Below are 13491 nucleotides of genomic sequence, written 5' to 3' on the forward strand. Positions count from 1 at the left end.
ATGTCTCGTATAGGTAAACAACCGATTGCTATTCCAGCAGGAGTAGAAGTAAAATTAGAAGGAAATTTGCTTAAATTTAAAAAAGGAAATTTGGCAAAAGAACTTGATACTAAAGCAAATGTAAATGTTGAGATTAAAGATAATAATATTCTTTTTTCTCCAAAAGGTGAAGATAGACAAAGTAGAGCTTATTGGGGAACTTACAGAGCTTTAGCTTACAATATCGTTGTAGGTTTAACTCAAGGTTTTTCAAAAACTCTTGAAATCAATGGAGTTGGTTATAAAGCAGCTTTAAAAGGTAAAGTTTTAGAACTAAGCCTTGGTTTTTCTCATCCTATTAATTATGATATTCCAGAAGGAATTGAAATTGTAGTGGATAAAAATACTATTACAGTTAAAGGAAGTGATAAACAAGTTGTAGGTCAAGTTGCTGCTCAAATTCGTGAATTTAGACCACCAGAGCCATATAAAGGAAAAGGCGTTAAGTATTCTGATGAACGCATTATCCGCAAAGCTGGTAAGACATCTAAGAAGTAAGGGTAGAATATGAGAGCAAATGTATTAAAAAGAAAACTAACTTTAAGAATCAAAAGAAAAAAAAGAATTAGAGCGAAAATTTCAGGTTGTGAAAATTTTCCAAGAATTTCTGTATTTAAATCGAACAGAACTCTATATATCCAAGCGATTGATGATGCAAAAGCTGTAACTTTAGCAGCAGTTGATGGACGCAAACTTGGCGTTAAAGCAAATAAAGAAGGCGCTAAAAAAATCGCTGCTGAATTTGCTAAAACTTTAAAAGCTAAAAAGATAGAACAAGCTGTTTTTGATAGAAATGGTTATGTATATCATGGTGTTATTGCAGTTTTGGCTGAATCTTTAAGAGAAAATGGCATTAGGCTATAAGGGGTAAATCGATGGAAAAATATAATAGAGAAGAATTTGAAGAAGTAATCGTCGATATCGGCAGAGTTACTAAGGTTGTTAAAGGTGGTAGAAGATTTAGATTTACTGCTTTAGTTATCGTTGGAAACCGCAAAGGTTTAGTAGGTGTTGGTTATGGTAAGGCTAAGGAAGTTCCAGATGCTATCCGTAAAGCTGTTGACGATGCGTTTAAAAATATCGTTGAAGTTAAAACTAAAGGCTCAACTATCGCTCACGATGTAGAGGTAAAATATAATGCAAGTAGAATTTTACTTAAACCAGCTAGTGAAGGTACAGGAGTTATCGCAGGTGGTTCTACACGCCCTATCGTGGAACTTGCAGGTATTAAAGACATCTTAACCAAGTCTTTGGGTTCAAATAATTCAGCTAATGTGGTTCGTGCTACAATCAAAGCTTTAACAATGTTAAAAGGATAAGAAGATGAATTTAACAAAAGCAGCGGGTTCAACGCATAAAACTAAAAGAATTGGCCGTGGTCAAGGTTCTGGCATGGGTAAGACTGCTACTAAAGGGGGTAAAGGTCAAACTGCTAGAAAAGGTTATAATGAAAAAAGAGGTTTTGAAGGGGGTCAACAACCGCTTCAAAGAAGACTACCAAAAGTAGGTTTTACTTCTAAAATTCAAAAACCTTATGTGATCAATGTTGAAAAAATCACAGCTGTAAAAGAGCTTAGTGAAATTACATTTGAGAGTATTAAAAGTGTTCACAAAATTTCAAAATCTGTGAATAAAATCAAATTAATTGGTGCAAGTGCAAAAGATTTAGTATCAAAAATCAAAGACGAGAATATTAGCGTCACCGGATCAAAATAATGAATAGAGCATTGACGAATAAGATTTTAATCACCTTAGCATTTTTGTTTGCTTATAGGGTTCTGGCTTATGTGCCAGTTCCTGGCGTCAATGCTGATGTGATTGCGGAATTTTTTAATAACAATCAAAACAATGCTTTGGGTTTATTTAATGTTTTTAGTGGTGGAGCGGCTGAACGCTTTTCTATCATTTCTTTAGGTATTATGCCTTATATTACTGCTTCTATTATTATGGAGCTTCTTGCAGCAACTTTTCCAAATATTGGTAAGATGAAAAAAGAGCGTGATAGTATGCAAAAATATATGCAAATTATCCGTTATGCGACTATTGTGATTACTTTGGTTCAAAGTATAGGCGTTGCTATAGGTTTGCAAAGCTTACATGGTCGTGGTGGCGCAGGGGCTATAATGGTGGAAGATTTAAATATGTTTATCGCACTTTGTGCTATTTCTATGCTTGCAGGAACTATGCTTTTAATGTGGCTTGGCGAACAAATTACACAAAGAGGTATAGGAAATGGTATTTCTTTAATCATTTTTGCAGGTATTGTTTCAGGTATTCCAAGAGCGATTTCAGGAACTGTAGGACAAATTAATTCAGGTGAGATGAATTTCTTAACCGCTTTTGCAATTTTTGCTTTGATTTTAATCACTATAGGCGTGATTATTTATGTAGAACTTGGAGAAAGAAGAATTCCTATTTCTTATTCTCGTAAAGTTGTAATGCAAAATCAAAACAAACGCATTATGAATTATATTCCTATTAAACTCAATCTTAGTGGAGTTATTCCACCGATTTTTGCTAGTGCGATTTTGATGTTTCCAACAACGATTTTACAAACTAGTACAAATCCTTATCTACAAGCCATTAATGACTTTTTAAATCCAAATGGTTATTTGTTTCATGTTTTAACTTTCTTGTTTGTAATTTTCTTTGCTTATTTTTATGCTTCTATTGTATTTAACGCTAAAGACATAGCAGAAAATTTGAAAAAGCAAGGCGGTTTTATCCCTGGAATTCGTCCAGGTGAAGGAACTTCAAATTATCTTAATGAAGTGGCTTCTCGTTTAACTTTATCAGGTTCTATTTATTTAGGGCTTGTTGCAACCTTGCCTTGGGTTTTGGTGAAATTTATGGGTGTGCCTTTTCATTTTGGCGGTACTTCTGTACTTATTGTAGTTCAAGTAGCGCTTGATACAATGAGAAAAATTGAAGCTCAAATTTATATGAGTAAATACCAAACTTTAAGTGCAGTAGGTTTGTAATAAATAAAATTAGCAAGATTTTTCTTGCTAATTTATCCTAGGTTTTTGCTTTAAAAATAAAAACACAATGCACACTATAAAAATTACTATTGACCATATTAAAAAAGCATCTACAAGACCCATTTGCCTAACGATAGGTTGAGAGATAATAGGACTTAAAAATTGTCCTAAAAATATACAACTTGCTAAAATTCCATAAGCCCTAGCGCGAGCATTTTCAGGACAGATTGAAAAAAGATAAGCCGTATTATTTACAAGCATAATACCTCCGCCCATTCCAAGCAAAGCTAAGGCGATTAAAACTGTGAAAAAGCTATCTACTAAAAAAAGCAGCAAAAAAGAACAAGATACGATAAAAAGAGTTAAAACATAGATAGTTTTAATACTTAAGAATTTTATAATATATCTATAGCTTAGAGAGAAAAAACCATAACATAGTGCAGACACAGACATCGAAATACCTATATATTTAGGATCCAATCCTAAATGTTCTTCTATATAGTAAGGAAGTTGAGTTGGTGAAATATAATAAACTACCATGATAAAAAAACCTATAAAATAGATAGGAAAAAATTGCCAATAATTTGTTTTTGCTTCTATTTTTGTATGATTATAGAATTTAAATTTTCTAGGTTCAAAAAGATAAATGATAGCCATTAAGGTAATTAAAATTCCAAGTCCATATACCAAAAAAGGATAACGCCAAGAATAACTTGAAACAAATCCCGCAATAGAAATAAAAACAGCACCCCCTACCGCACAAAAAAATCCTTGAAGACTTAAAGCATTTTCTCTGCGATTAAAGCCACCGCGACTATAATAATCTCCAAGTAAAGCCGAAGCGCCTGTCATTATAAAAGCAGTTGCCATACCAAAAATAGCTCTTGAAGTCAGTATAGCATAAATATCATTTAAGAAAAAGCCACTTACTCCAGAAATAGTCCAAACCACCATAGCTGGAAGAATGAATTTTAATTTGCCAAATTTATCCATTAAAATACCAGCGAATGGAGATAAAATGACAACAAAAATAGCAGGAATGGTTAAAACTAAGCGAACAAGTATATCAAGATGAGCTAATGTGAAACTTGAAGCAAGAGTAGCACCACTTTGGGTTAAAAGTTCTTCAAAATGTCTGTTGATAGCAGGCAGAGCAGATGAAATGACCACACTTCCTAGCATAGTCATAGCGGCCATAGAAAACACAGCTGCTTTAAATCCGGATTTTTCGGTAATTTGAATTATTTTTTTATCCATTTTTGTATCATTTGGATGAAATTTATAAGTTTTGCCATTCATAATTTTGCCTTTTTTATTTTATTATACTCCAAAAATTATGATTTGTATTTAAAATTACTTAAAATTATATTTTATTTATTTTGTTATGATAGTTTTGTTTTTAAAATATATTTTATAAGTAGAATTTTAAATAATTTTAGCTAAATTCAGCTTTTTATTTAACAAGGGTGTAAAATGAAGAAAAATTTAATCATAGTAGAATCTCCTGCAAAAGCTAAAACCATAGGAAATTTTTTGGGAAAAGATTATGAAGTGATTGCTTCTAAAGGACATATTAGAGATTTACCTAAATCAAGCTTTGGGATTAAAATAGAAGATGATGAATTTATTCCAGAGTATAGAATCACAAGTGATCATAGCGCCTTAGTTAAAGAACTTAAAAGCAAAGCCAAAGATGCCAAAGAAGTCTATCTTGCAACGGATGAGGATAGAGAAGGAGAAGCCATAGCTTATCATATTGCAAAAGCTATAGGCAAAGATGAAAATACCTTGCCGCGCATTGTTTTTCACGAAATTACCAAAAGCGCTATAGAAAATGCTTTAAAAAATCCAAGAAAATTAGATATGCACTCTGTAAATGCTCAACAAACTAGACGCCTTTTAGATCGCATTGTAGGATATAAACTCAGCCCCTTATTGGGGCAAAAAATTCAAAGAGGACTTAGCGCAGGGCGTGTTCAAAGTGCGGCTTTAAAGATCATAGTCGATCGTGAAAAAGAAATTCGTGCCTTTGTACCACTGGAATATTTTAGCATAGATATGATTTTTCAAAAAGATTTGGATGCAGAACTAGTTGAGTTTGACAAAGCTAAGATAGAAAAACTTACCATTATCAACAAAGATCGTGCCAAACTTGTACTGGAAGCTTGCAAAAATGAAGCTTATACTATAAGTGACATTGAAAGCAAAGAAAGAAAAATCGCTCCACCACCTCCTTTTATGACTTCAACTTTACAGCAAAGTGCTAGCAATCGCCTTGGTTTTAACCCTAAAAAAACCATGATGATAGCTCAAAAACTCTATGAAGGAGTAAATACTCACGAGGGCGTGATGGGGGTTATTACCTACATGAGAACTGATAGTTTAAATTTGGCCAAAGAAGCTATAGAAAATGCAAGAAAATTCATACAAGCAAATTTTGGCCAAGATTATCTTCCAAGCCAAGCAAATGTATATACTACAAAGGCTAAAGGTGCTCAAGAAGCTCATGAAGCTATACGCCCTACAAATTTAAGTTTTACTCCAGAAATTGCGGCCAAATTTTTAGACAAAGATGAGTTAAAACTTTACACACTTATTTACAATCGCTTTTTAGCCTGTCAGATGAATCCTGCTATCTCTCAAACTCAAAATGTATTTGTAAAAAATGATAGAGCAGTTTTTAAAATAAGCGGTAGAAAAATCCTTTTCGATGGATATTATAAAGTTTATGGTGATATGGATAAGGATAAAATTTTACCAAATTTTAAAATAGGTGAAAATTTAAAAATACAAAATTTAGAAATGAACTCACATTTTACCGAACCACCTTCAAGGTATTCAGAAGCAGGACTTGTAAAAAAACTTGAAAGTTTAGGCATAGGTCGCCCTTCTACTTATGCACCAACCATTTCTATACTTACAAGCCGTGATTATGTAAAAATAGACAAAAAACAACTTATTCCTAGTGAGGTTGCTTTTAATGTAACCGAAGTGCTTGAAAAAAATTTTAGCGATATAGTAGATAGCAAATTTACTTCAAATCTTGAAAACACTTTAGATGAAATCGCAGAAGATAAGGCAGATTGGCAAGAAACTTTAAAAGAATTTTACTATCCTTTTATGAGAAAAATCGAAGAAGGAAAAACAAAAATCGCCAGTCAAAAAACTGTTACAAAATTAGGTGAAAGTTGTCCTGATTGTGGTGGGGAACTTGCTATTAGAAAAGGGCGTTTTGGAGAATTTGTAGCGTGTTTAAATTTCCCAAAATGTAAGTATTCAAGAAATTTAAAAAGTGAAAGTAAAAATGAAAGCGAAAATACTGCCGCAAAAGCTAAAGCTAATGGTACAGGTATTACTTGTCCAAGTTGTCAAAAAGGTGAAATCGTAGAACGCTTTTCAAAACGCGGTAAATTTTATGGCTGTAGCGCTTATCCAAAATGCAATTTTATAAGTAAATACAAACCAAGCGAAGAAAAATGCGAAGAGTGTGGCGAAACTTTAGTGATAAAAGAGCTTAAAAAAGGTACATTCTTAGAATGTTTAAAGTGTAAAATTAAAAAAGAAATGAAGGATTAAAATGCAAATCATGCTTTGTGCTATTTCAAATATAGCGAGTGGAAATTGTTCAGAAGACTGTAAATACTGTACCCAAAGTGCCCATGTAAAAACAGATATTCAAAAATATCGTCGTAAAGAACTTTCACAAATCGTTTTAGAAGCAAAAATGGCAAAGAAAAATGAAGCCTTGGGTTTTTGTTTGGTTACAGCAGGACTTGGGATTGATGATGAAAAGCTTGAGTATGTTTGCGAAGCTGCTAAGGCTGTGCAAAAAGAAGTGCCTAACTTGCTTTTAATTGCCTGTAATGGCATGGCAAGCGTGGAGCAACTCAAAGAACTTAAAAAAGCAGGAATTTTTTCTTATAATCACAATCTTGAAACTTCTAAGGAATTTTTTCCACAAATTTGCACCACGCATACTTGGGAAAGTAGATTTCAAACCAATTTAAACGCTAAAGAAGCAGGGCTTATGCTTTGTTGTGGTGGAATCTATGGTATGGGTGAGAGTGAAGAAGATAGGCTAAGTTTTAGAAAATCTTTGCAAGAATTACAGCCTTTTTCAACGCCTATTAATTTTTTTATAGCAAATGAAAATTTAAAACTACAAGTTCCAAGACTTGGCGCTGATGAAGCTTTAAAAATCGTGCGTGATACCAAAGAGGCTTTACCGCAAAGCGTGGTAATGGTAGCAGGTGGGCGTGAAGTGGTATTACGAGAAAGACAATATGAAATTTTTCAAGCAGGTGCTGGGGCTATTGTTATAGGGGATTATTTAACCACTAAAGGTGAAGAACCAAGTCAAGATATAATAAAATTAAAAGAAATGGGATTTACTTTTGCATCAGAGTGTCATTGATCCGCAAGGTTTAATTGATCTAAAAATTCTTATTGTTATAGCTTTATGCTTACTTTTTTCTCCGCATATTGCAAAAATTTTACGCTTGCCTCTTTCGGCTACTGAAATTATTTTAGGGGCAATAATAGCGTATTTTGGTTTCATAGGAAAAAGTGAAAATTTTGCACTTTTAGCCAATGTAGGTTTTTATTATCTAATGTTTATAGCGGGCATGGAGGTAAATTTAAGAGCCTTTTTTAATATGGATAAAGAAGTTGTCAAAAAAAGTTTTTTTTATATTTTTTTACTTTACGCTTTATCTTCTTTTATAGTATGGATTTTTGGACTTTCTTTAGTATTTATTATCATTATACCTGTGATGAGTGTAGGGCTTTTATCTTTACTTTTTAAGGATTTTGGAAAAGAGTGTTATTGGCTAAATATTGCTATGATAGTAGCTACTTTAGCTGAAGTGATTTCTATTGTGCTTTTGACTATAGCGGGAGCTTTTTTGCGCGAAGGAACAGGTATTATTGATGTAGCGCAAAGTATTTTATATCTTAATATCTTTTTGGGACTTTGTTTGCTCGGATTTAAAATGCTTGGTGTGCTTTTTTGGTGGTATCCTCAGCTTAAAGTTGTGCTTATGCCATGGGAAGATAAAAATGAAAAAGATATAAGATTCTGTATGGCCATTTTTATACTGATTATTGTTGCTATGGTTATTACAAAACTTGAAATCGTTCTTGGCTCTTTTATAGCAGGTTCATTTATAGCTACTTTTTTTGATCATAAAAAAGATCTTGAGCACAAGCTTTCTACTTTTGGACACGGGTTTTTGATCCCTATTTTTTTTATCCATATAGGCTCAACCTTTGATCTTAAAATGATTTTAGATTATAAAATCGTTTTACAAGCATTTTTACTTATGTTTGTTATGGTGGGTTTAAGAATTTTATGTGCAAGTGTTTTTTTAAAAAGAATTGGTTTTAAAAATATGATTTTATTTGGTCTTAGTCATTCTATGCCTTTAACCTTGCTTATAGCAACAGCTACTCTGGGTTATTCGGGCAAGGTTATTGATGAGAAGCTTTATTCAGCACTTATTTTAACAGCGTTATTTGAGGCTATTATTGTTATGAGTATGATTAAATTTCTTTCTAATTCTAAAAAATGAAAGTTACTTTTTTACTCAAAAAAGCAAACAAAATCTTAAAAATTCAATAATAAAAAAACTCATAATCGTCCTTTTTTGTTAGAATTAATAAAAGTAACAATAAAAGGAGCGAAAATGTCAGATTCCGTTACTATAACCGATAATAGAAATGGAAAAAGCTATGAATTTCCTATATATGATGGTACAACTGGGCCAAGCGTTGTAGATATGTCAAGTTTTTATAAACAAACAGGAATGTTTTCTTATGATGAGGGCTTAACTTCTACAGCTACTTGTAAATCAAAAATCACTTATATTGATGGAGAAAACGGAATTTTAATGCACCGTGGCTATCCTATAGAGTGGCTTGCTGAAAACAAACTTTATTTAGATGTGGTTCATCTTTTACTTTATAAAGAATTACCTGATGCTACGCGTCTTGAAGCGTTTCGTTATGAAATGAAAAAGCGTTCTTTTATCCATGAAGGTATGCATCGTCTTTTTGATTCTTTCCCTGATAATGCTCATCCTATGGCAGTTTTACAAGGTGCTGTTTCATCGCTTAGTGCTTTTTATCCTGATCATTTAAATATGAACGTAAAAGAAGAATATATGGAAATGGCAGCTAGAATAGTAGCTAAAATCCCTACTATAGTCGCCACCGCTTATAGATATAAACATGGCTTTCCTATGGCTTATCCAAATTTAGATCGTGGTTTTACAGAAAATTTCTTATATATGTTAAGAACTTATCCTTACGATCATGTAGAGCTTAAACCTATAGAGGTAAAAGCACTTGATACAGTTTTTATGCTTCATGCAGATCATGAGCAAAATGCTTCAACTTCAACGGTTCGTGCTGTGGGTTCAACTCATGCTCATCCTTATGCCTGTATAGCAGCAGGTATTGGCGCACTTTGGGGTCATGCACATGGTGGAGCTAATGAAGGTGTTATTAGAATGCTTGAGCAAATAGGTAGTGTTGATAGGGTAGATGAATTCATCAAAAGGGCTAAGGATAAAAACGATCCTTTCCGTTTGATGGGCTTTGGGCATAGGGTTTATAAAAATTTTGATCCTAGAGCAAAAGTACTTAAAAAACTTCGTGATCAACTTATTGATGAGTTGGGTATTGATACCAATCTTATTAAAGTAGCAACGCGTATAGAAGAGATTGCTTTAAATGATGATTATTTTGTTCAAAGAGGGCTATATCCGAATGTTGATTTTCATAGTGGACTTATTTTAAAAGCCTTAGGTATTCCAAATGAAATGTTTGCTACTTTATTTGTTATAGGACGCACCCCAGGATGGATAGCTCAGTGGATAGAACAAAAAGAGCAAGAAAGTCTTAAAATAGTCCGTCCAAGACAACTTTATTTGGGTGAAACTAGTAAAGTTTAATTAAAATTTTTGTGGAAATTAAAAATTCCACAAAATCTTCTTGTATAATTTTAAAAAATCTTATAGAAAGTCTTATAATCATGCTTAATCTTGATAAATTTTTAGAAATTGCTATAAATGCTAGCAATCAAGCTTCTAAAGCTATTTTAGAAGAGAGAAAAAATTTTAAAACTTGGGAAAAAGAAGATAAAAGCCCGCTTACATCAGCAGATCTTGCTTCTAATAAAATTCTAAATGATATTTTAGGTTCTACGAATATTAAAATTTTATCAGAAGAAAAATTACTCAGCAAAGAAGAATGTGAAGAATTAAAAACTTTTTGGCTTATCGATCCTCTTGATGGAACAAGTGGTTTTTTAAAAGGCAGTGATGAATTTTGTGTTATGATAAGTTTAGTTCATGACAATCGCCCTGTTTTATCGCTTATACAAAATCCATCAAAAGGTGATATGTTCTATGCTCATGTAAAAACTAAGGTTTATAAAAACGATAAACCTTTGCAAATTGACCAGCAAGAATACGAGAAAAATAAATATAAAGCCTTATTGAGTGTTAATCATCTTAGCAAAGAAGATGAAGACTTTGCAAAAGAGCATCAATTAGAAGCTATTAATATAGGCTCTGGATTGAAATTTTGTGCTATTTTAGAGGCTAAAGCAGGAGTTTATAAAAGATTTGAAAAGCTTAATATTTGGGATATTGTAGCAGGAGATTTTTTGATTAATCAAAATGGAGGATTTATGGGAGATTTTTTTAAAAAATACATTTTATATAACCCTTTAGATTATAAATCCAGTCCTTTTATTTGTGTTTCATCTATGAATTTTTTACAAGATTTTTTATAAAATAAAGAGTATAATTTTATATTTAAATAGTTTATAAGGATGAAGATGAGGTATTGTTTCATTTTGTTTTTAAGTTTAGTTTTAAGTTCTAATCTTTTGGCAAATAATTTTTCTCAGAAAAAAGTTATTAAAATTGAAAAAAACGCAGATAGTTTTGAGCTAATAGATCTAAATCAAAATGTTACAAATCCAAATCTAAATCAACAAAAAGCATTGTTTGATAGTTCTACTTTGATTGAAAAAAAATCACAAATCACCAAAGATAAAGATATTGATTTTGCTATTGTATTAACTTTTAGGAAAAATTTCGGTTATTTTTTAGATGGTTTCAGGGTGAGTGATAAGGAGTTTTCTACATTATTTGCTAAAAATTTGATTCAAAGTTTAAAGCTTAATTGGGTTAATTCTGCTGCAAATGGTATTTATCAAAGTTCTAAAACTTTGTCACATTTTAGTCCTAAAGATGCAAAACTTATAAATGTAAGTCCTTTTTTAACACAAGAAAAAGACAAGGCTAAAATGTATGCTAAATTTACAGATTATGTTGTGGTGGTAAATTTGCAAGATTTTTATGTAAATATTACAAATTATTTTATCACAACAAGCAAGGAAGGTGTGGCTAGTATTAATTTTAAAATCATTTCTACAAGCAATGGAAAAATTCTTTCAGCAAAAAATGCAAAATTAAATTTGACATTAAAAGGTCAAGATGCAAAGCAAAATTATCAAGATATTATAAACCAAATGCCAAAAATGCTAGCTGATGTTATCAAAAACCAAATTTTCCACCTAAAGCTCTTAAACTAAGCTTCAGTTTAAAATATCTTTAATCAGTTTTTGCAAATTCCTTTTTGTTTCTTCTTGTTCTTTTATGATAAAACATTTTGCTTTTGGCCAAAAATAACTTTTAGGATTTTCAAATTTTCCCCAACGCCAATCAAACCTAGGATGTAAAAGAACTATAGTAGGAAGATCCATAGCTAAACTTAAATGCGCTATAGCACTATCAATACTAAGCATACAGTCAATATCATATAAATAATTTAGAGTATCATTCCAATTTTCTATAAGCTTGCTTCTATCTTCTATTACCTTAGGTAATTCTTCTTTTAATTGCATTTGAAAAGAAATGATTTCATAATCTAAGTCTTTTAATATATCAAATAAAAATTCAAATTTTACATTTCTTAATAAATCAGAATTTTCAGCATTAGGAGTAGCATAAAAAATACCAAGTTTTTTTCTTTTATTATGCGGTTTTTTCTGTGGCAATATAGGTGTTTTTAATCGTAAAATCTCATCAAGCTTAATATCAATAAAAAAAGGCAAAGAACAAATAGGAATAGCATAATCAAAATTTGTAGGTAGATTTTTTAAAACCTTTACATTTTTAAAAATATCATCATTTTGATTTAAAAATTTGATTTGATTTTTAAACATTTCATACATGGCACTTTGAGGAGCAAATAAAACCTTTGAAGCGATTTTGCAAAGTTTTTCTAAGCATCTTGCATACATTATAGTATCGCCAAAGCCTTGCTCGCAAAATACTAAAACTTCTTTATTTTTAAAAGCATCAACGCCAAATTTATTAAAAGCTTTTAGGCTTTCATTATAATGATAAGTAGAAAAAGTTTCATTATGAGCATAAAATAATCTGCTTTCATAATATTTCTTACCCTCTTCAAAATTATCATCCACTCCCATACGCATCAAAAGATAAGCCAAATCAAATTGATAGGTTGCATGAGAATCCAAACTAAGACATTTTTTATAAGCATGATAAGCTTCTTGATAGTTTGAGTTAAATTCTAATACCTTAGCATAGTTTTGCCAAAACTGTGCATGGTGTTGATTGGCTTCTTGTAGTGATTGAAAAAGTTCTAAAGAATCAGATATTCTAAAAAGCTTAAAAAGCAAGTATGCTTTTTGGGGTAAAATTTGATGAGTTAAAAAATCTTCTATTTTAGAAATAGTAAGATTTTCTTTGGTTTTACTGTGAAGTCTATCTTCGAGTTTAATTAAATTAAGATTGGTTTGTTCAGCAATGATTCCTTTTTGTAGTTTATCAATCAAATCTTGCATAAAATGACACAAGTGTTCATGTGCATTTAATGCCTTAGTAAAATCATGTTTAAAATAAATTTCTGCATAATTTTTCCATAGATTAAGATTATACATATCTTTAGAAAGCAATTCTTTGAAAATTTGTTCAGATTCTTCTAATTTATTACTCAGCTTATAAATAAAAGCCAATTCTAACTTAAGTTCATCTTCTAAATCATCTTTGCGAGTTAAAAGTGTTTGTAATAAATTCAAGGCTTCATCAAGTCTTAAATTTTCAATATAGCTTTTAGCAAGCATAAGACCATTAAAACTTGTAGGATTTAAAGAAAAAAGCTCTTGAGCGTAATATAAAGCTTTTTGAAAAAGAGAAAGTTTATAAGAAGAAAGCATAGCAAATTCTAAAGCAAATTTTGGACTTTCTTTTAAAAATTGCTCACTCAAGTTTAAACATTTTTCATAATTAGCATTAAAATAATAATAATGAATTTTATCAAACATATTTTTCCTTGATAGTTACATTAAATCCAATATTATCTTATAAGTTGCATAAAAAGATAATTATATTTTTATAAAATTAAATAATAAAACAAAAATAAAAAAATAAAT

The 13491-nt window shown here is 31.1% G+C and carries 13 protein-coding genes; 11 read left to right on the top strand and 2 right to left on the bottom strand.

Annotated elements, in window-relative coordinates:
• From rplF to secY, 5 genes are read left to right on the top strand one after another with little or no spacing between them, the layout of a single operon-like run.
• Window positions 1-537: a 50S ribosomal protein L6 gene (gene rplF, locus AJN64_RS09070; RefSeq protein ID WP_004305835.1), complete on the top strand. Its 537-nt coding sequence runs from the start codon at window positions 1-3 to the stop codon at window positions 535-537.
• A gap of 9 nt (window positions 538-546) precedes the next feature.
• Window positions 547-903 (top strand): 50S ribosomal protein L18, encoded by a 357-nt coding sequence (gene rplR, locus AJN64_RS09075; protein WP_002860829.1) that lies wholly within the window; start codon window positions 547-549, stop codon window positions 901-903.
• 11 nt (window positions 904-914) lie between these two features.
• Window positions 915-1358, top strand: coding sequence for a 30S ribosomal protein S5 (rpsE, locus tag AJN64_RS09080; RefSeq protein ID WP_002779428.1), 444 nt, complete (start codon window positions 915-917; stop codon window positions 1356-1358).
• A 4-nt stretch (window positions 1359-1362) separates the two neighbouring features.
• Window positions 1363-1755, top strand: coding sequence for a 50S ribosomal protein L15 (gene rplO, locus AJN64_RS09085; protein ID WP_002851292.1), 393 nt, complete (start codon window positions 1363-1365; stop codon window positions 1753-1755).
• The gene (gene secY, locus AJN64_RS09090) at window positions 1755-3020 is read left to right on the top strand and encodes a preprotein translocase subunit SecY (protein ID WP_002860827.1); all 1266 of its coding nucleotides are present in this window, start codon (window positions 1755-1757) and stop codon (window positions 3018-3020) included. Before rplO ends, secY begins: the two co-directional genes overlap by 1 nt.
• 27 nt (window positions 3021-3047) lie before the next feature.
• Here the strand turns inward: secY and AJN64_RS09095 are convergent, their stop codons facing one another.
• Window positions 3048-4319, bottom strand: coding sequence for an MFS transporter (locus AJN64_RS09095; protein ID WP_002892040.1), 1272 nt, complete (start codon window positions 4317-4319; stop codon window positions 3048-3050).
• A 174-nt stretch (window positions 4320-4493) separates the two neighbouring features.
• Between AJN64_RS09095 and topA the strand changes: the two genes are divergently transcribed.
• The 6 genes from topA to AJN64_RS09125 all read left to right on the top strand — a co-directional run bounded on the left by topA (window position 4494) and on the right by AJN64_RS09125 (window position 11625).
• A complete protein-coding gene (gene topA, locus AJN64_RS09100) occupies window positions 4494-6596 on the top strand; it encodes a type I DNA topoisomerase (RefSeq protein WP_070209939.1) in 2103 nt (700 codons plus the stop codon).
• Between the two features lies 1 nt (window position 6597).
• A complete protein-coding gene (locus AJN64_RS09105) occupies window positions 6598-7434 on the top strand; it encodes a biotin synthase (RefSeq protein ID WP_070210588.1) in 837 nt (278 codons plus the stop codon).
• Window positions 7415-8590: a cation:proton antiporter gene (locus AJN64_RS09110; RefSeq protein ID WP_060816449.1), complete on the top strand. Its 1176-nt coding sequence runs from the start codon at window positions 7415-7417 to the stop codon at window positions 8588-8590. Before AJN64_RS09105 ends, AJN64_RS09110 begins: the two co-directional genes overlap by 20 nt.
• Window positions 8591-8704: 114 nt before the next feature.
• The gene (locus tag AJN64_RS09115; RefSeq protein WP_070287834.1) at window positions 8705-9973 is read left to right on the top strand and encodes a citrate synthase; all 1269 of its coding nucleotides are present in this window, start codon (window positions 8705-8707) and stop codon (window positions 9971-9973) included.
• Between the two features lie 80 nt (window positions 9974-10053).
• The gene (locus tag AJN64_RS09120; protein WP_070292902.1) at window positions 10054-10818 is read left to right on the top strand and encodes a 3'(2'),5'-bisphosphate nucleotidase CysQ; all 765 of its coding nucleotides are present in this window, start codon (window positions 10054-10056) and stop codon (window positions 10816-10818) included.
• Window positions 10819-10857: 39 nt separating this feature from the next.
• Window positions 10858-11625: a hypothetical protein gene (locus AJN64_RS09125; RefSeq protein ID WP_083271931.1), complete on the top strand. Its 768-nt coding sequence runs from the start codon at window positions 10858-10860 to the stop codon at window positions 11623-11625.
• Window positions 11626-11628: 3 nt separating this feature from the next.
• On the opposite strand, the gene AJN64_RS09130 is transcribed toward AJN64_RS09125, so the two are convergent.
• Window positions 11629-13383, bottom strand: coding sequence for a tetratricopeptide repeat protein (locus AJN64_RS09130; RefSeq protein ID WP_070292752.1), 1755 nt, complete (start codon window positions 13381-13383; stop codon window positions 11629-11631).
• Window positions 13384-13491 lie beyond the last annotated feature (108 nt).

It is taken from the genome of Campylobacter sp. BCW_4332 (genome assembly GCF_001763175.1).
Lineage (GTDB): Bacteria > Campylobacterota > Campylobacteria > Campylobacterales > Campylobacteraceae > Campylobacter_D > Campylobacter_D jejuni.